The following is an 18,688-nucleotide window of genomic DNA, read 5'->3' on the forward strand; positions in this document are numbered from 1 at the left end:
GATGAGGCCGGCACATCCATACAAGGCACAAGGCCCCGCGCCATGCTTCAATACACAGCCATACCCTTTGCCCAGGACGCCGAGCCCTCATGAACCGCAACGACCTGCGCCGCGTCGACATGAACCTGCTGGTGCTGTTCGAAGCCCTGATGATCGAACGCAACCTGACCCGCGTGGGTGAAAAGCTGTTTATCACCCAATCCACCGTCAGCGCCGCCCTCGCCCGCCTGCGCGAGCTGTTCGACGACCCGCTGCTGATCCGCAGCGGCCGGGCCATGGAACCCACCCCACGGGCCATGCAGATCTTTGCTGAACTGGGCCCGGCCATGGACGTGATTTCCGCTGCCATCAGCCGCGCCCGCGAGTTCGACCCGGCCAACAGCTGCAACGTGTTCCGCCTGGGCCTTTCTGACGATGCCGAGTTCGGCCTGTTTCCGGCCCTGCTGCAGGCCCTGCGTGAAGAAGCCCCCGCCATTAGCGTGGTAGTGCGGCGGGCCAATTTCCTGCTGATGCCGGGCCTTCTGGCCAGCGGCGAGATCTCGGTAGGTGTGAGCTATACCACCGACCTGCCGGCCACCGCCAAACGCCGCAAACTGCGCGACATCGGTGTACGGGTGCTGCGCGCCGACGACCGCCCGGGGCCGCTGACCCTCGACGAATACTGCGCCCGCCCGCATGTGATGGTGTCGTTCTCCGGTGACATGAGCGGCAACATCGACCTCGACCTGGCACGCATCGGGCGTTGCCGCAAGGTGGTGCTGGCGGTGCCGCAGTTCGGTAGCCTGCGCGCCCTGCTGCGCAACACCGAGCTGATCGCCACGGTGCCGGACTATGCCGCTTGTGCCCTCGCCGACGACGGCAGCCTGCGCGCCGACCCGGCGCCGTTCGACATCACCGAGGCCGAGCTGTCGATGGTCTGGAGCGGCGCCCAGGACAACGACCCCGCCGAGCGCTGGCTGCGCGACCGCATCCTGCAGTTCATGGCCAGGCAGTGATGCCCTCTTCGCAGCACAACGCTGCGCCTATCGGTCGTACAGCCTGAAGCACGCGGCTGCTATTTGCCGCGCTGCATCCAGGCTGCACCAAGCCCACTGAGGCAGATCACCAAAATCCCCACCAGGCTCAGGGTATCCGGCACCTGGCTGTACACCACGAAGCCAAGCAACCCGGCAAACACGATCTGGCAATAGCTGAACGGCGCCAGCAACGCCGGCGCTGCATGGCGGAAGGCCTGGGTCAACAGCAGGTGCGCAGTCATGCCAAAGCCGCCCAGTGCCAGCATCAACAGGGCGTGGTCCCAGCGCGGTACCTCCCAGAAGAACGGCACCAGGGCACTCATTGCCAAGGTGTTGCACAACCCCGCATAGAAGTTGCTGGTGGTCGGGCTGTCATGCGCCGCCAGAATGCGCGTCAGCAACTGATAGAAGCAGAAGCCCAATGCCGAACCGAACGGATACAGAATGGCCGGGGTAAACATCGCCCCGCCAGGGTGCACCACCACCAGCACGCCGATAAAGCCCATCACCACCGCCACCCACTGCCCCACTGTCACTCGCTCTTTGAGCAGCGGCGCCGACAACGCGGTGACCAGCACCGGGGCAAGGAAGTTGACGGCCGTGGCCTCGGCCAGTGGCAGGTATTGCAAGCCGGTCGTGAACAGCAGGCTGGTGCTCAGCAGGCTCAGGGCCCGCAAGGTCTGCAATACCGGCCGGCGGGTGCGCAATACGTTGAGCCCAGACTTGGGCAGGAAGATGCCGGCCATCAGCAACGTGTGCACCACATAACGCGCCCACACCACCATGACTATCGGGTACAGGCCACCCAGGAATTTGGACAAGGCATCGTGGCTGGCGAACAGGAACGTCGCCACCACCACCAACGCGATGCCGCGCAGGGGTTGGTTGACGCCGGACAGCGGTGTGCTGGAACTCATGGCTCTCTCGATGACGGCGGGGCAACATGCCTCGCCCAAGGAAGGCCGCGCAGGCATTGCCTGGCGGATGTAACAGCTGGGATTCTAGAAGAGATGGCGCAGAATAAGGAAGTTCATTTGCCGCTTGCCCCGGCCAAGTGCAATTTCTGTTCGCTGATCGACCACTTTCCACCTTCTCTGCATGGCCCGTACACGGTTGATCGCCGACCATCGACCGACCCTGCACACCCTACAAGGAATTTACATGCAAAGGCTCAGCACCCGCACCGGCCTGGACCTGCCCGCCATCGGCCTGGGCACCTGGCCAATGACCGGCAGTGAATGCACCCAGGCCGTGCGCCAGGCACTGGACGTGGGTTACCGGCACATCGACACCGCCACCGCCTACGAAAACGAAGCGGCCGTTGGCCAGGCGCTGCGCGACAGCGACGTGCCACGCGAGCAGATTCACCTGACCACCAAGGTCTGGTGGGACCGCCTGGAGCCCAAAGCCATGCGTCAGTCGCTGGAAGACAGCCTGCGCGCGCTGGGTACCGAACAGGTCGACCTGTTCCACATCCACTGGCCAGGCACGGACTGGGACCTGGCCCGCAGCATCGACACCCTGGTAGCCCTGCGTGACGAAGGCAAGGCGCGCCACATTGGCGTGGCCAACTTCCCATTGGGGTTACTGCGCCAGGTGGTGGAAACCCTGGGCGCGCCGTTGTCGGCGATTCAGGTGGAATACCATGTTCTGCTCAGCCAGCAACCGCTACTCGACTTCGCCCGCAGCCATGATTTGTTGCTCACCGCCTATACCCCGCTGGCACGCGGCCAGGCAGCGGCGCAGCCGGTGATCCAGGCGATCGCCCGCAAGCATGGCGTGCTGCCCAGCCAGGTGGCGCTGAAATGGCTGCTGGACCAGGACGGCGTGGCGGCGATCCCCAAAGCCAGCAGCCGCGAAAACCAGCTGGCCAACCTGGCCGCGTTGACCGTGCAGCTGGATGACGAAGACCGCGCAGCCATTTCCGGGCTGCCGAAAGACCAGCGCGTGGTTAGCCCGCCGTTTGCCCCGGACTGGAACAGCTGAGGCCGCCGCGCAAGTCATTGTTCTTGGGTGATGACCTGCTTCAACCGCTCGCTCGCCGGTGCCGGCCGCCCGTAAAAGTAGCCCTGGAAGTGCGAACAGCCTTCCGCCGCGAGCCGGCGCATCTGCTCCTCCGACTCCACGCCTTCGGCCGTGGTCTTGATCATCAGGCTGTTGGACAGTTCGGTAATGGCGCGAATGATCGACATGGCCTCACGGCTGTCGCACATGTCATGCACGAACGACTTGTCGATCTTGATCCGGTCGAACGGGAACGAACGCAGGTAGCCCAGCGATGAGTAGCCAGTACCAAAGTCATCCAGTGAAATGGACACGCCCAGGTCTTTCAGTGCGCGCAAGGTGCGCACGTTTTCCTCGCTGTTGCCCAGCAGTACCGACTCGGTAATTTCCAGCTCCAGCCGCTGCGCCGGCAGGCCCGAGTCGGCCAGCGCGAGGGCGACGGTATGCACCAGATCGCCGTTCTTGAACTGCACCGCCGACAGGTTGACCGACACCGTCTGCTCACTGTCCCAACTGGCCGCCTCCTGGCAGGCCAGGTTCAGCGCACGGTTACCCAGCTCGTGGATCAACCCGGTTTCTTCGGCAATGGGGATGAAGTCCATCGGCATGACCATGCCACGGGTCGGGTGTTCCCAGCGCAGCAGCGCCTCATAACCGGTAACGCTGCTGGTCTGATGATCGACTACCGGCTGGTAGTGCAACTGCAACTGCCCCAGGTGCAGCGCTGTGCGCAGGTCGGTTTCCACCAGGCGGCGCTGGCGGGCGGCAACGTCCAGTTCGACATCGAAGCATTCATAACGATTACGGCCGTTACGCTTGGCCTGGTACAGGGCCATGTCGGCGTAGCCCAGCAGTTGCTCTGCCTGGTCATGGTCATCAGGCGCGATGGCGATGCCGATGCTCACCCCCACCGCGAACTGGTGCCCTTCGATCCGGAACGGCGGGCTGATGGCCTTGATCAGGCGCTGCGCGGTATTGCACGCGGCCTCCCGCCCCTCCAGGCCCGTCAGCACCACGGCGAACTCGTCGCCACCCAGGCGGGCCAAGGTGTCGTGCTCACGCAGTTCGCGGCGCAGACGCTTGCCCAACTCGCGTAGCAGCTTGTCACCAAAGGCATGGCCAAGGGAGTCGTTGATGTTCTTGAAGTTGTCCAGGTCCAGGCACAGGGCAGCGGTCAGCTTGGTGTTTTCGCTGCCGCGCAACAGGGCCTGGCGCAGCCGTTCGTGGAACAGCGTACGGTTGGGCAACCCGGTGAGCGCGTCATGGTGCGCCATGTGGTGGATCTGCGCATGGGCGGCCAGCTCTTCGGTGGCGTCTTCAGCCACGAACAACACGTAATCGGCCTGCCCTTCGCGGTTTTGACTGAGCAGGGTTCGGCTACGCAGTGTGCGTGGGCCGCGGGCGGTGTCGACGCGGGTTTCGGCGGCGTGCCCCTTGGTGCTGCGGGCACCCCGCACGAATTGCTGTTCCAGGTAGTCACCGGCAGCCGCTGCCAGGCATTCCCTGGGCAACTGGCCGATCATGCTGTGCTGAGGCCCGCCGAACAGGCGTTCGGCCTGCTGATTGGCCAACAGGATGCGCTGGCTTTCCAGGTCCTGGACGATGACGCTCGCGGGAATGTTGGCAATGACCGAATCGAGAAACTGCGACAGCTTGGCCATTTCCTGGCTGTACTGCTCGGCCAGCTCTTTGGCCTGCAGCAGTTCGAGCTCCTGGCGGTGGCGTTCGGAAATGTCGCGGGTGACCTTGGCGAAACCCACCAGTTGCCCGGCATCGTCGTAAACCGCTTCGATGACCACATGGGCGTGGAAGGCCGTGCCGTCCTTGCGCAGCCGTGCACCCGTTTCCTCAAAGCGTCCGGTGCTGCGCGCCTGCTCCAGGTTGAATGCCGGCAACCCGGCTGCGCGCTCGGCATCGGTGTAGAACAGCGAGTAGTGCTGGCCGACGATTTCCTCGGCACGGTACCCCTTGGCGCGCTGGGCGCCGGGGTTCCAGTTGGCGACGATACCTTCAGGGGTGAGCAGGTAGATGGCATAATCCACCACGCTCTGGATCAACAGCCGGTACATGATGTCGGGGTTTGCTGCGAGCGACATGAACTTTACCTGAACCTTCGAAGCGCATGAAAAGGGACCCCGGCAAGCGGCGGCCGGGTCTTGGAAAGCGATGGTGGCATTATGCCGCTCGTGAGCATTTTGTGAAGCACATCACAAAAATGGCGCTATCCCTTATCTGGACGAACGAAAGCGCCCCGCCCTCAATGGCGGGTGCCGGTCACCAGGAAATTGAGCAAGTCAGGCTCATCCCCCAGGGCGATAGCCTGCGCCGGCCGCGGCAGGCTCGCCAGCACGGCATTGCAGAAAGCCACGGCGGGCAGATCCTGTGCGTAGCAACGCAGCAGCCAGTCACCCTCGCCCCCCAGCAACTGCAACGCCACCGCTTGGCCGATGCCCTGGCGACGGTACTTCTTCAAGATGAACAGGTCGGCAAGCTCCTGCGCAACGATGCCAGGCAGCTCGCTGCGCTCGACCAGGACGAAGCCGGCGATGAAGCCGTCCACCAGCACCAGATACGCGCCCCAGCCGTCGTCCTGCCAGTAGCGTTGCAGGTGCTCCTCGTGGATGTAGAAACGGCCGTCCGCCTCGACGTCTTCCTGCTCCCAGTCGGAGGACTCGTAGCAATAGAACTGGTAGAGATTGCGGATCAGCGACGCCTGGTCGAGGGTGGTTGGCAGCAGCGCGATGGGGAGCATGGTGTGGGGACCTGAACAAAAAGACGATTCTAGATCACCCGCCCCTGGCGACAAAAAGCCCGAGGCCTCCCCGCACGGAAAGCCCCAGGCAAAATCACAGTGACATAACCTCGAACTCAGCCCTCCTGCAACGCCCGCGGCCGATGGCTTCGCGCCTCGGCGTCAGGCGACTTGGCACCCTGCAAGCGGAAGTCGAATGACAGCTCGGCAAAGCGCTCGCCTTGCACGCCGCGGTCGCGCGCCGCCGCCGCATCCTCGACAAAACGCAGTTCGCCGATCAGTCCGTCGCGGGTGGCATAGGCAAAGTCGTCCCACAGGTACTTGTCGCCAGCAAAGTTGATCTGCGTGGTCAGGTGGCGGTGCCCCGGTGCCGAGATAAAGAAGTGCACGTGCGCCGGGCGCTGGCCGTGGCGGCCGAGCAGGTCCAGGCATTCCTGGGTTGGGCCCTGCGGGTCGCAGCCATACCCGGACGGCACGATCGAGCGCGCGCGGTAGCGGCCCTCGGCATCGGTGATGATACGCCGACGCAGGTTGAACTCGGACTGGGTCGAATCGAAGTACGAATAGGTGCCCTGGGTATTGGCGTGCCACAGGTCGACGGTGGCACCGGCCAACGGCTTGCCGTCGGCATCGAACACCTGGCCCTGAAGGAACATCACCACGCCTGGGTCAGTGCCGTCGTCCATGCGCGCTTCGCCCTGGGCCAGCGGCGCCCCGGCAACGTACAGCGGGCCTTCGATGGTGCGCGGGGTGCCGCCGCCAAGGCCGGCTTCGGCATCCTTGGCATCCTGCAGCAGGTCGAGGAAGTGCTCGATGCCCAGGCCAGCAGCCAGCAGGCCTGCCTCGTTACGGCCACCCAGGCGGTTGAGGTAGTCGACGGCGTGCCAGAACTCGTCCTCGGTGATTTCCAGGTCTTCGACCAGGCGAGCAGTGTCTTGCAGCACACGCAGAATGATCTGCTTGAAGCGCGGGTTTCCTTCGGCATGGTCCAGGCCAGCCACCCGGTTGAAGAAGGCTTGAATATCGGCAGTGTGGGAAATTTTCACGGTCATCGTGCTTACCTCGTATTGTTCTTGTCAGGCATACAGGTGCGAATCAGCGATCGTCGCTGTGAATAGACGAGGGATGCCGACACAGGCCGTCGACCTCGATGTCCATGTACGGGAACAGCGGCAGCTGCATCAGCGTGTCATGCAACGCCTCGACGCTGGGCACATCGAACACGCTGTAGTTGGCGTAATGCCCGGCAATGCGCCACAGGTGGCGCCAGGTGCCTTCGCGCTGCAGGCGCTGGGCCAGTTCCTTTTCATCGGCCTTGAGCTGGGCGGCCTTGGCCGGGTCCATGTCGACCGGCAGCTTCACGGTCATCTTCACGTGGAACAACATGGTTATCTCCTTGCTTGTCAGCGACGAGCGAAGCGCGCCAGGCGCTGTTCGTCCAACGTCAGGCCCAGGCCTGGGGTATGGGGGATGTGCAGCTGGAAGTCGCGGTATTGCGGCGGCTCGTTGACGATCTCCTCGGTCAGCAGCAGCGGCCCGAACAGCTCGGTACCCCAGGTGAGCTGGCGCAGGGTGAGGAATGCATGGGCCGAAGCCAGGGTGCCGATCGAACCTTCGAGCATGGTGCCGCCGTACAAGGCGATGCCAGCGGCCTCGGCGATCTGTGCAGTGCGCAGCACCGCGCGCGGGCCACCATTCTTGGCGATTTTCAGGGCGAAGATGCTGGCGGCGCCGTCGGCGGCCAGGCTGAAGGCGTCCTCGACGCTTTCGATCGACTCATCGGCCATGATTGGTGCCGGGCTGCGCTGGTTCAGGCGCACCTGGCCAGCGCGGTTGATGCGCGAAATCGGCTGCTCGATCAGGTCGATGCCGTTGTCGCCCAATACCTGGCAGGCGCGGAGGGCCTGGGACTCGTCCCAGTACTGGTTGACGTCGACCCGCACGCTGGCGCTGTCACCCAACTCGCGCTTGATCGCGACCACGTGCTTGAGGTCCTGCGCCACCGGGTTGGCGCCGATTTTCAGCTTGAACACGCGGTGCCGGCGAATGTCCAGCATGTGCTGGGCTTCGGCGATGTCGCGGGCGGTGTCGCCGCTGGCCAGGGTCCAGGCCACCTCCAGGCTGTCCCGTACGCGGCCACCCAGCAGTTCGCTGACCGGCAGGCCCAGGCGTTTGCCCTGGGCGTCGAGCAAGGCGCTTTCGATGCCGGACTTGGCGAAGGTGTTGCCCTTGGCCAGCTTGTCCAGCTTGAGCATGGCGGCATTGATGTTGTCTGCCGGCAGGCCGATCAGCGCCGGGGCGAGGTACGCGTCGATGTTGGCCTTGATGCCTTCGGGGCTTTCGTAGCCATACGCCAGGCCACCGATGGTGGTGGCTTCACCGATGCCTTCCACACCATCGCTGCAGCGCAGTCGCAATACCACCAGGGTCTGCTGCTGCATGGTGTGCATCGCCAGCTTGTGCGGGCGAATGGTCGGGAGATCGACGATAATTGCATCTATGTGTTCAATCAGCGCGCTTGTCATTGTTGCCAGGTCCCGTCAGGTAGGGCTTACAGTCGTAGGCCCGAGTGATGCGTTTACTTGATTGCTGAAGGATTGCGCGAGACCCTGACGACCGTCCAATATCAAATGAATCTCCCACCATACCCTGGAGGTCTGATGGAGCTGCGCCACCTGCGTTACTTCAAAGTCTTGGCCGAGACCCTGAACTTCACCCGCGCCGCCGAGCTGCTGCACATCGCCCAGCCACCCCTGAGCCGGCAGATCAGCCAGCTGGAGGACCAGCTCGGCACCCTGCTGGTGGTGCGCGAACGTCCGCTGCGGCTGACCGAGGCCGGCCGTTTCTTCTACGAGCAGACCTGCACCGTGCTGCAGCAGTTGCAGAACATCAGCGACAACACCCGCCGCATCGGCCAGGGCCAGCGCCAGTGGCTGGGCATCGGCTTTGCGCCCTCTACCCTGTACACCGTGCTGCCGGAGCTGATCCGCGAGCTGCGCCAGGACAGCGAGCTGGAACTGGGCCTGAACGAAATGACCACCTTGCAACAGGTGGAGGCGCTGAAAAGCGGGCGTATCGACATTGGCTTCGGGCGCATTCGCATCGACGACCCGGTGATTCACCAGCAGGTGCTGTGCGAGGACCCGCTGGTGGCCGTGCTGCCCAAGGGCCACCCCCTGGCGGGCAGCCCGCTCAGTCTGGCCCAGCTGGCTGGCGAAGCGTTCATCCTCTACCCGGCCAATCCCCGGCCCAGCTATGCCGACCACGTGCTGGCGCTGTTCGCCCACCACGGCATGAGCATTCGTGTCAGCCAGTGGGCCAACGAACTGCAGACCGCCATCGGCCTGGTAGCGGTTGGCGTCGGTGTGACCCTGGTACCGGCATCGGTACAGCAGCAGCACCGTCCCGACATCGAGTATGTCGGCCTGCTTGATAGCGGCGCCGTCAGCCCGATCATCCTCAGCCGGCGCAAGGGTGATGTAAGCCCGATCGTGCAGCGGTGCCTGGCGTTGATCGAGCAACAGGCAATATGAACACACCATGCACCTTGTGGGAGCGGACGCGCCGGCGAGCACGGGCAAAGCCCGTGCTATGCACCGGTTCTCCTGCTTCGCGGGCAGGCCCCACAGGGACTCTATAGCCCTGCCCCATTGCCTATGCGTGCCCCGTATACCCATCGGTATATGGATGTTCCCGATGATCTGTTTCATGCTCCGGCACGCGAATCGCGAAACGCCCGGGCTCAAGACAGTCAATCAAAAATCATCGGGAGTCGAACATGGCTGGACGTCTTAACGGCAAGGTGGCGCTGATCACTGGCGGTGCGGGTGGCTGCGGGCTAGCCGCATCGGAGCTGTTCGCGGCAGAAGGGGCAAGGGTAGGCATTGTCGACCTGCCCGGCAGCAAGGGCGCCGAAGTTGCAAGGCGATTGCGTGATGCAGGTTACCAGGCCATCTTCGCCGCCGCCGATGTCTCGGACGCACAACAAGTGAAGGCCGCGGTGGCGGCCGTAGAAGAGGCCTTCGGCCACATCACCGTGCTGATGAACCACGCGGGCATCCTGTCGGCCATGCCCTTCCTGGAAACCAGTGAAGAAGAATGGGACCGGATCATGGCCGTGAACGTGAAGAGCATGTTCCTGGTCACCGGCGCGGTGTTGCCGGGCATGCTCGCGGCCGGCGGCGGCAGTATCGTCTGCACTTCATCCATCTCGGCAGTGGTGGGCACGCCGATGGAGGTGCTGTATTGCACCAGCAAGGGTGCCACCCATATGTTCGCCCGGGCTATCGCTGTGGAGTTTCGCGACCGAGGCATTCGCGCCAATGCCATCTGCCCGGGCTTCATCGCCACCGCCCACGGCCTGCGCGAGATCGATATGTTGCGCAAACATGGCGTGGACGTCAGCGAACAGGCCATCGCTGCCGCCCAGGGGCGCTTGTGCCAACCCTCGGAAGTCGCCAGCGCAGCCTTGTTCCTGGCCAGTGACGACGCCAGTTTCGTAAACGGTGCGCACCTGTTTGCCGACAATGGCTACACCGCCCTCTGATTACAAGAACAACCGGCAGGAGAACGATGTGAGCACCTCTTCCAACAACATGCATATCAACGAATTCGGCCTTGAACACGCGCACTGGCGCAACTGGGCCGGTAACCAGTCCTGCATCCGTACAGCACGCGGGGCACCGGCCAGCGAGGACGAACTGTGCTCAATGGTCAGCCAGGCCAGCAGCAATGGCATGAACGTGCGCGTGGCCGGCTCGGGGCATTCCTTCACCCCAGTGGCACTGACCAATGGCCTGCACCTGACCCTGGCCAACATGAGCGGCGTACGCCATATCGACCACGAGAGGAAGCGCGTCACCGCTGCCGCAGGCACCACCATCAATGCCTTGGGCAAGACATTGCGTGCCGCCGGGTTATCAATGGTCAACCAGGGCGACATCGACAGCCAGTCGATTGCAGGCGCATTGACTACCGGTACCCACGGCACCGGTCTGACCCTCGGCAACCTGGCCTCGTCGATTGTCGGCATGAAGCTGGTGCAACCCAATGGCGAAATACTCGTGGTCGACGAAAGCACCCCTGACCTGCTACAAGCGGGTCGGGTGTCGCTGGGCGTACTGGGCATTGTTTCCAAACTGACCTTGCAGGTGACCGACAGCTTCAACCTGCACGAGCGCATCTGGCGCGAAGACTTCGAAAGCGTGATGGAAAAGCACGACGAACTGGCACGCAAACACCGCCACTTCAGCTTCTTCTGGTGCCCCTACGAGCAAAGCCGGCATTGCTATTGCCTACCCGATACCGCCGCCACCTCTACAAGCGGGCGCACCACCGATGTCTGCGAAGTGAAGGTCATGGACATCACCGGCCACCCGATCTGGGAAAGCGAGTTCGAGAAAGTGGCCTACAGCTCGGATGTGTACCCGATCGAGTACCTGCCCAACTTTCACGAGCTGGAATACGCTGTGCCGTTGCGCCACAGCAAGGAAGCGTTGCGGGCCGTGCGCAAGCTGATGCTGGAGGACTTCCCCAAGGCCATCTACCCCATCGAGTACCGCTTTACTGCCGGTGACGGGGCGTGGATGAGCCCATTCTTCGAGCAGGACAGCGTGACCATTTCGGTGTCCGGCCAGCCGGGTACCGACTACTGGGACTATCTGCGGGCGGTGGATCAGATCCTACGTTCCTATGGCGCCAGACCGCACTGGGGCAAGCTGCATTTCCTGACGGGTGAAGATGTGAGTGCAATATACCCGCGTGCCGAGGACTTCCGTAAGCTGCGCCGCCAGCTCGATCCGCAAGGGATCTACCTCAGCGAGCACCTGAGTCCGCTGTTCAGGTGACCTGTACCTGATACACCAAGGGGCTGCTTTGCAGCCCCTTGCTGTATCAGCCCTTGGCCAGATAATCGATAAACAGGCGAAACAGTTCGGCGTTGGATGAAATTTCCAGGCGCTGATAGATGTTGTGCTTGTGCACCTTTACCGTCCCATCGGAAATATTCAGCTGCCGCGCAATCGACGCATTGCTGTGCCCCTGTAACAACAACTTGGCGATAAGGCGCTGGGTTTCAGTCAGTTGCCCTTGCAAGATCTCTACGAAGGCGTCCTCCAGCACCACCCCCTCTGGTGCTGCGCGCAGGATATCAGCGTAACGCAATCGACAGTGCTGACCAAAAACCGAAGCCAGCAGCGGCGACATTGCAGCCAACAGGTCCATTTCTCCTGCACCGAAATCCCCGCTGCCGTGGTTGCGCATCAGCGAATAGACGATCGCCAACCGGGGCCGAAGGGGAATGATGAAGCCCACCTCATCCACCGCCGTCCCATAGTCGGACGACACGCAGGGGTGGATGTCCTTGGAAATGGCAAACCCTGAAGAGAAGAAGCAGTCAGGTGCCAGTTCGCTCATGCGCCATAGCCCGGCTGGGTGCTCGTTGACGCAAGCAACGTAGAACGGGTCAAGCAGGTAGCCGCCGCGCACGTAGGCGTTCAACGTACGCTCCGTGACCGTACGGTTGTACCCGTTATGCACCAGCAGTGCTGGTTGATTGAACTGGAACAGGTAGGCGCAACTCATGTCGAACGTCAGCTTGCTGCGCAGCCACGCATCCAGCGCCGGTCCCAGCTGTTCGCTGCCGATCGCCTCGATCACCGCTGCCAACTCGTTTGCCTCATCTTTTGTCATTGTTCACCACACGCTCATGCACCGAAGGCCTGCATGACCTTACCGCCTTGATCGGTTAAAAACACAAAATCCGGAGCGCCCAGGACGCTCCGGATCATGCGCATGACGCTTTTGCTCAGGACGGCTCGGCCACCCCCTTGCAGACACCTGCGGCAGCGTCCTGACGCCCCAACTCCTGCGCCTTGGGCACCGCCAGCCAACTGGCCAGCAGCATGGCGATCAGGCCGCCACTGAGTTTGCCTATCATCAACGGCAGTATCAGCGAGGGCTGGAAGTTGGCGGAGAAGGCCATGTGGTCGCCAAAGGTGAACGCGGCGCACACAGAGAAAGCGATCACCAATACCTTGTCCTTGGGCGGCATTTCGCTGACCAAGCGAAACATGGCCAGGATATTCGCCGAGGCCGCCAATACCCCGGCCGCACCGACACCAGACATGCCAAAGCGCGAGGCCACCCGTTCGATTGGCCGCGCCAGGAAGCGCTTGAGCAAGTGCACCATGGGGAACGCCCCGCACAGCATCAGGCCGATGTAGCCAGCAATTTCCAAGGCGCGAAACTGATCATCGGCATCGGCGATGATCGGCGCAAAACCCCAGCTGCCGAACAGGTGGCTGAACAGGCCGGTGAAGTACTGCACGATGGACGCTACCAGCACCAGAACCACGGCGATGTACATGAACTGGCCGAGCTTGAGGAACAGGTACACCATCAGTGTGGGGAAGTAGCGCAATGCTGCTGCCAGGGCAATGCAAAACAGGATCAACGGCATCAGGTTGCGCAGCAGCATTGCCCAGGTGAAGTGCAGTGCCTGGGTAGCGGCGCCAGTGGTAGCGATGTCCGGACGCACGCTCAGGCCAAGCGCCTGCATGGTCATGGCAATGATCATGATGCTCAGCGGAATGGTCAGCAGCCCGGCCATGATCCCCAGTGCCATGTACTTGTGGTCGGCCTTGCGCAGCATGGCCAACCCGACCGGAATGACGAAGATGATGGTGGCGCCGCACTGAAAGCCGGTGATCAGGCCGAGGATCCAGCCTTCCTGGCTTTGCGCCAGCGCTTTGGCTAACTGGTAGCCGCCCATGTCCGAGGCGATGAAGATGGGACCGGCGATGCCAGGGTCGGCCCCGATGGCCTGGAACAGTGGCGCGATCACATGACTGATACCAGCTGAAATGTACGGGATCGCCGCCATGATGCCGGCTACCGGGATAAAGATGGGGCCGATGCTGTGCAGGCCGGCGATGAACTCCTGGCCCAGTTCGCCTTCGGGGTTGTAGATGGATGCCACGGCACCCAGTACCGCGCACACCATGATGACGTAGATGACATAGGTGCCGATGCTTTCCATTTGCCGCCTCATTTTTAGAGTTTTGGGTTGGCAGGACTGAAATGTAACGGGGCATCGTTGTTGTTATGGCTTGAGCATGGCGCGCCCCGTCGAGGGTTAAGCTATGCGGCAAGGTGCAGGGCTGTCCATATACCGGGAGGTATAGAAAATTGATCACCGCGTTACGCTAAGGATTTCCAGCTGATCACCGCGTAACCAGTCGATAAACCGTGCAAACAACTCCGATTGCGAGTTGATCCCGAGCTTCATGTACAGGTTCTTGCGGTGCATGCGCACGGTCTCCGGCGAGATACCCAGCTCCTGCGCAGTAGATTTCACCGAGTGCCCGCGCAAGATCATGTGGGCCACTTCGCGCTCGCGGTCGGTCAGCACCTGGCAGCCAAAGCTGTCGAACGCTGCCTGCAGGCTGCTGCGCTCGGTTGATGCAGCGCCCGGTTCCAGGTTGTGCCGGGCATAGCGCCCCAGCAGTTCGCGCACCATCGGCTCCAGCGCACGCAACAGGTCGACCTGCCCGGCATTCAGGCGCGTGCCGCTGCAGCCCTGGAACAGGCTCAGCGACAGCTTGCGGCCTGCGCTGAGGTCGACGATGTAGTAGCTGTCTTCACTGCAACCTGTACCCAGGTAATAAGCCTTGTAGTAGTCGCTGTCGAAGAAGTTGTCGGGGGCGATTTCCTGCAGGTGGTAGAAGCCTTCGGCCAGGCCGCTTTGCACGGCAAGGCAGAAAGGGTCCAGCAGGTAGCCGGCGCTGAAATAGCGCTCCAGCACGGCAGCCCGGTGCAGTTCAGGAATGCCTTGCTGGTACAGCAACTGCGGTGCCCGCCCCTGGCACTCGAGGCTGATCATCATCGACTCCACCTGCACCAACTGGCCGATGGCAGCGGCCACATACTCCAGCGCTTCGGGGGTTTCGCCATGGGCCAGGGCGCGCTGCAACGCCACGTGCCACTGCTGCAGCGCGCCCATTGTGAGGGTAAGCGGGGTATCGGGGGAGGCCTGGGTCATGCCCGGCAGTCTAGCCTGCCAGGCACGCCCGCGCACAGCCCTTTGCGCCAGGTTCATCGGCCTTGGTACAAGCCAAGCGCCGTGAGTTCACGCGCGGTTTCGAGGATGCACTGGCGCAGGGTCTCGACGATCTCGTCCACCTGCGCATGGGTGATGATCAACGGTGGCGACATCACGTTCAGGTGCATGATCGGGCGCACCAGCAACCCTTTTTCCTGCGCCTTGCTGTGGATGCGTTCGCCGATGTTCACCTCATCGGCGAACAGTGCCTTGCTGGCCTTGTTGGCGACGAACTCGACACAGGCCATCAGCTTCATGCAGCGCACATCCCCCACCAGCGGCAGATCGCGCAGGCTCTGCAAGCGTTGCTCAAGGTAGCCACCCACGTCGTTGACATGATCGAGCAGTTGCTCGCGCTCGATGATCTCGATGTTCTTCAGCGCCGCCGTGCAGCACACCGGGTGGCCGCTGTAGGTAAACCCGTGGGTAAAGCAACGACCCTTGCCTGGCTCGGCAATCACTTGCCAGATGCGCTCGGAAAAAATACACGCGCCCAGCGGCAGGTACGCCGAGGTCAGGCCTTTGGCGGTGGTGATGATGTCTGGGGTGACGCCAAACAGTTCCTCGCTGGCGAAGAAGGTGCCCAGGCGCCCGAACGAGGTCACCACTTCGTCGGCGACGAACAGGATGTCGTAGGTCTGGCACAGCTGCCACATGCGCTGGAAGTAGCCCTCGGGCGGAATGATCACCCCGCCCGAGCCCATGATCGGCTCGGCGAAGAACGCCGCCACGTTGTCGGCACCCAGCGACAGGATCTTGTCCTCGAACTCGGCCACCAGGTAGTCGAGGAATTCGGCCTCGTCCATGTCGTGCGGGGCACGGTACGGGTTGGGGTTGGAGACGTGGTGGATCAGGTCGTGGTGATAGTCGAACTCCGGCACCCGGTCGGCGGCCTTGTTGCCGATCGACATGGTCAGGGTGGTGGAGCCGTGGTAGGCGTTGTAGCGGGCGATGATGTGCTTCTTGTGTGGCTTGTCGCGGCAGTTCTGGTAGTACTGGATCAGCCGGTAGGCGGTGTCGACAGCGGTCGAGCCGCCGGTGGTGAGGAACACATGGTTCAAGTCGCCCGGCGCCAGCTGCGCAAGCTTCTGGCTCAGTTCGATGGCCACATCGTTGGCCATGTCGGAAAACGGGTTGGAATACGCCAGCTGGCGCACCTGGTCTGCGATGGCCAGGGCCATTTCCTCGCGGCCCAGGCCGATGTTGGTGCACCACATGCCGCCGACGGCATCGAGGAAGCGGTTGCCGTGGGTGTCGCGAATGTAAGCGCCTTCACCGGCGACGATGTTCAACGCACCTTGCTCGCGGTGCTCGTCGAACACATGGTAGCCGTGCATGTAGTGGGCCTTGTCGGCTTCCACCAGTGGGTCGTGGGCAATGGCGAATGCTTTGCTTGGGGTGGCCATGGGCAGCTCCTTGGCGAGAATTTTTGGGCAGTGTTCAGAAACCGGTCTTGACCGTGCTCCAGACCCGGGTGATGGCGCGCATGTCCTTCGGGCTCTGGGTTTTCTGCGCGAACAGGCGTTCGCGGGTGGGTGCGTCGGGGTAGATGGCCGGGTCATGGCGAATGTCATCACGCACCAGCGCGGTAGCGGCAGCGTTGCTGTTGGCGTAATGGATGTAGTCGGTGACCTTGGCCATGGTCTGCGGCTGCAGCAGAAACTCGATGAAACGGTGCGCGTTGGCCGCGTGCGGCGCATCCTTGGGGATGTACAGGTTGTCGAACCAGATCAGCGAACCTTCCCTGGGGATGAAGAACGACAGTTTGATGTGCTTCTTCGCTTCCACTGCGCGGGCCTGGGCGGTGGCATAGTCACCGGACCAGGTCAGCGCCAGGCAGACATCACCATTGGGCAGGCTGGTGAGGTAATTCACCGAATCGAACTTGCGTATGTAAGGGCGGATGCCCAGCAACAATTGTTCGGCCGCCTTGAGGTCGGCCGGCGACGCGCTGCGCGGGTCCTTGCCCAGGTACTGCAAGGCCAGCGGGATGACCTCGGTGGGCGCGTCCATCAGGGTGACACCGCAGTCGGCGAAGCGCGAGACGATCTTGGGGTCGAACAGCATGGCCAGCGAACCGATCGGCGCGTCGGGCATGCGTGCGGTGATCTTGTCGACGTTGTAGGTGACCCCCGAGCTGCCCCAGGTGTAGGGCGCCGAATACTTCAGGCCAGGGTCGTAGCCCTGCAGGTCGTTCACCACCTGCTGGTCGAGGTTGTGCCAACTGGGCAGTTGCTGCTTGTCCAGGGCCTGGAACACACCGGCGCTGATCAGCGGGGGGACCAGCGAGGCGTTGAGCATGACCAGGTCGTAGCCGGAACGGCCGGTGAGCAGCTTGGTCTGCACGGTTTCGTAGCCATCGAAGGTGTCGTAGATGACCTTGATGCCGGTGGCCTTCTCGAAGTCGGCCAGGGTGGTTTCCCCGATGTAGTCGGTCCAGTTGTACAAACGTAACGTGTTACCGCTGTCCACCTCTGCCGCCTGGGCCAGGCTGGCGCCAGACGCCAGCAGCAGACCGCCAATCACCTTCAGTACCTTGCGCATGGCAACTCCATCGTGTGAGTGCTCCGGATCGAGCCGATGGGTTCACTATCGGTGGATTCGTCCAGGGGTGACATACCCCGAATGTGTGGGTGGTCGTTTTTTGGCAGGTGGCGCTGGAAGGTTTGCAGAACATCGTATGCCGACAAAATGTTGGGGCTGCTTTGCAGCCCTTTCGCGACACAAGGCCGCTCCCACAAGGACGGCGCAGCCTTCGAAGCTGGTGGTAATCCTGTGGGAGGACGGCGCAGCCTTCGAAGCTGGCGGTAATCCTCTGGGAGGACGGCGCAGCCTTCGAAGCTGGCGGTAATCCTCTGGGAGGACGGCGCAGCCTTCGAAGCTGGTGGTAATCCTGTGGGAGGACGGCGCAGCCTTCGAAGCTGGCGGTAATCCTGTGGGAGGACGGCGCAGCCTTCGAAGCTGGCGGTAATCCTGTGGGAGGACGGCGCAGCCTTCGAAGCTGGCGGTAATCCTGTGGGAGCGGCCTTGTGTCGCGAAAGGGCCGCAACGCGGCCCCAGTGTTCAGTACAGGATAAAGGTCACGTCAGCGGGTACAACGCTTCATCGAACTGCGCCAGGCGCGGGAACACCAGTGGCTGGTCGTCCGAGAGCTGCTCCAGACGCTGCCGGTATTGCTGCAGAAAGTCCTGCCGCGCAGCAGCACTGATGTAAGGCACATGCCAAGCCACGAACGGCGGCAGCACCTCGAACCCGACATAGGCCAGCGTGCCCCGCAGGATCGGCCGCAGCATGTCTTCCAGCGGCCCGTGAATCGCGCCATCGCCAAACATGTGCTCGCGCCCGCCCAGGGTCACGGTCACCAGCGCCTTCTTGCCCGCCAACCCGCCCTGGTCGTAGAAGCGCTTGCCGCCATAGCACACCCCCGACACCAGCACCCGGTCGATCCAGCCCTTGAGCATGGCCGGGGCCGAGAACCAGAAGATCGGGAAGTTCAGCACCAGCAGATCGGCCCACAACAGCTTGTCCAGCTCCTGCTGGATATCGGCGGCAATGGCACCGCGCTTGACGCCCTGACGCTGCTCCAGCGCATACACGAGGTACTCGGGGTTCTCGCGCTGGGTAAAGTCATCGGCACTGGCCACCGGGTTCCAGCCCATGGCGTACAAGTCACTGACCTGCACCTGATGGCCTTGGGCACGGAAGGTTTCCACAGCCTGGTCACGCAGGGCTGCCGTGAACGATTGCGGTTCGGGGTGAGCGTGGACGATCAGTACATTCACAAGCATTCTCCTCACACAAAACAGGTTATCTTGC

General features: G+C 62.7%; 17 protein-coding genes. 5 read left to right on the forward strand and 12 right to left on the reverse strand.

The annotated features are described in order from the left end of the window. The first annotated feature begins 89 nt into the window (after positions 1-89). Positions 90-995 carry a LysR family transcriptional regulator gene (locus V7787_RS14500; RefSeq protein ID WP_010954508.1) on the forward strand — a complete coding sequence of 302 codons (906 nt, stop codon included), beginning with the start codon at positions 90-92 and terminating at the stop codon, positions 993-995. 59 nt (positions 996-1,054) lie between these two features. Here the strand turns inward: V7787_RS14500 and V7787_RS14505 are convergent, their stop codons facing one another. After that, positions 1,055-1,933, reverse strand: a complete 879-nt coding sequence (locus V7787_RS14505; RefSeq protein WP_010954509.1) for a DMT family transporter — start codon at positions 1,931-1,933, stop codon at positions 1,055-1,057. A gap of 244 nt (positions 1,934-2,177) precedes the next feature. Here V7787_RS14505 and V7787_RS14510 point away from each other — a divergent pair, with 244 nt between their 5' ends. Continuing rightward, a complete protein-coding gene (locus tag V7787_RS14510) occupies positions 2,178-3,002 on the forward strand; it encodes an aldo/keto reductase (protein WP_336088559.1) in 825 nt (274 codons plus the stop codon). Positions 3,003-3,016: 14 nt separating this feature from the next. Here V7787_RS14510 and V7787_RS14515 read toward each other — a convergent pair whose 3' ends face one another. The 5 genes from V7787_RS14515 to V7787_RS14535 all read right to left on the reverse strand — a co-directional run bounded on the left by V7787_RS14515 (position 3,017) and on the right by V7787_RS14535 (position 8,297). After that, positions 3,017-5,116 carry a putative bifunctional diguanylate cyclase/phosphodiesterase gene (locus tag V7787_RS14515; RefSeq protein WP_274144613.1) on the reverse strand — a complete coding sequence of 700 codons (2,100 nt, stop codon included), beginning with the start codon at positions 5,114-5,116 and terminating at the stop codon, positions 3,017-3,019. 161 nt (positions 5,117-5,277) lie between these two features. Beyond that, positions 5,278-5,772, reverse strand: coding sequence for a GNAT family N-acetyltransferase (locus V7787_RS14520; protein WP_274144614.1), 495 nt, complete (start codon positions 5,770-5,772; stop codon positions 5,278-5,280). A gap of 116 nt (positions 5,773-5,888) precedes the next feature. Further along, positions 5,889-6,824, reverse strand: a complete 936-nt coding sequence (gene catA, locus V7787_RS14525) for a catechol 1,2-dioxygenase (protein WP_104887790.1) — start codon at positions 6,822-6,824, stop codon at positions 5,889-5,891. A 43-nt stretch (positions 6,825-6,867) separates the two neighbouring features. Continuing rightward, positions 6,868-7,158, reverse strand: coding sequence for a muconolactone Delta-isomerase (catC, locus tag V7787_RS14530; protein ID WP_003256111.1), 291 nt, complete (start codon positions 7,156-7,158; stop codon positions 6,868-6,870). 17 nt (positions 7,159-7,175) lie between these two features. Next, positions 7,176-8,297, reverse strand: coding sequence for a muconate cycloisomerase family protein (locus tag V7787_RS14535; protein ID WP_104961433.1), 1,122 nt, complete (start codon positions 8,295-8,297; stop codon positions 7,176-7,178). Between the two features lie 135 nt (positions 8,298-8,432). Between V7787_RS14535 and catR the strand changes: the two genes are divergently transcribed. From catR to V7787_RS14550, 3 genes are all read left to right on the forward strand, one after another. Next, the gene (gene catR, locus V7787_RS14540) at positions 8,433-9,305 is read left to right on the forward strand and encodes an HTH-type transcriptional regulator CatR (RefSeq protein WP_010954552.1); all 873 of its coding nucleotides are present in this window, start codon (positions 8,433-8,435) and stop codon (positions 9,303-9,305) included. Positions 9,306-9,550: 245 nt separating this feature from the next. Beyond that, on the forward strand, positions 9,551-10,318 hold the full coding sequence (locus V7787_RS14545) for an SDR family NAD(P)-dependent oxidoreductase (RefSeq protein WP_012051983.1): 768 nt from the start codon (positions 9,551-9,553) through the stop codon (positions 10,316-10,318). A gap of 28 nt (positions 10,319-10,346) precedes the next feature. Beyond that, complete coding sequence (locus tag V7787_RS14550) at positions 10,347-11,618, forward strand: D-arabinono-1,4-lactone oxidase (RefSeq protein ID WP_336088560.1); 1,272 nt, start codon at positions 10,347-10,349, stop codon at positions 11,616-11,618. A gap of 46 nt (positions 11,619-11,664) precedes the next feature. On the opposite strand, the gene V7787_RS14555 is transcribed toward V7787_RS14550, so the two are convergent. The 6 genes from V7787_RS14555 to V7787_RS14580 form a co-directional block, all read right to left on the reverse strand. Then, on the reverse strand, positions 11,665-12,462 hold the full coding sequence (locus V7787_RS14555; protein WP_064493064.1) for a helix-turn-helix domain-containing protein: 798 nt from the start codon (positions 12,460-12,462) through the stop codon (positions 11,665-11,667). Between the two features lie 115 nt (positions 12,463-12,577). After that, complete coding sequence (eutH, locus tag V7787_RS14560) at positions 12,578-13,810, reverse strand: ethanolamine utilization protein EutH (RefSeq protein ID WP_004577508.1); 1,233 nt, start codon at positions 13,808-13,810, stop codon at positions 12,578-12,580. Positions 13,811-13,963: 153 nt separating this feature from the next. After that, a complete protein-coding gene (locus V7787_RS14565) occupies positions 13,964-14,812 on the reverse strand; it encodes a helix-turn-helix transcriptional regulator (protein WP_064493063.1) in 849 nt (282 codons plus the stop codon). 53 nt (positions 14,813-14,865) lie between these two features. Continuing rightward, positions 14,866-16,278 (reverse strand): aminotransferase, encoded by a 1,413-nt coding sequence (locus V7787_RS14570; RefSeq protein ID WP_064493062.1) that lies wholly within the window; start codon positions 16,276-16,278, stop codon positions 14,866-14,868. A gap of 34 nt (positions 16,279-16,312) precedes the next feature. Continuing rightward, positions 16,313-17,416, reverse strand: coding sequence for a polyamine ABC transporter substrate-binding protein (locus V7787_RS14575; RefSeq protein ID WP_336088561.1), 1,104 nt, complete (start codon positions 17,414-17,416; stop codon positions 16,313-16,315). A 536-nt stretch (positions 17,417-17,952) separates the two neighbouring features. After that, a complete protein-coding gene (locus tag V7787_RS14580; RefSeq protein WP_004576441.1) occupies positions 17,953-18,654 on the reverse strand; it encodes an NAD(P)H-dependent oxidoreductase in 702 nt (233 codons plus the stop codon). Positions 18,655-18,688: the final 34 nt, after the last annotated feature.

The sequence above is a fragment of the Pseudomonas sp. CGJS7 genome, assembly GCF_036961695.1.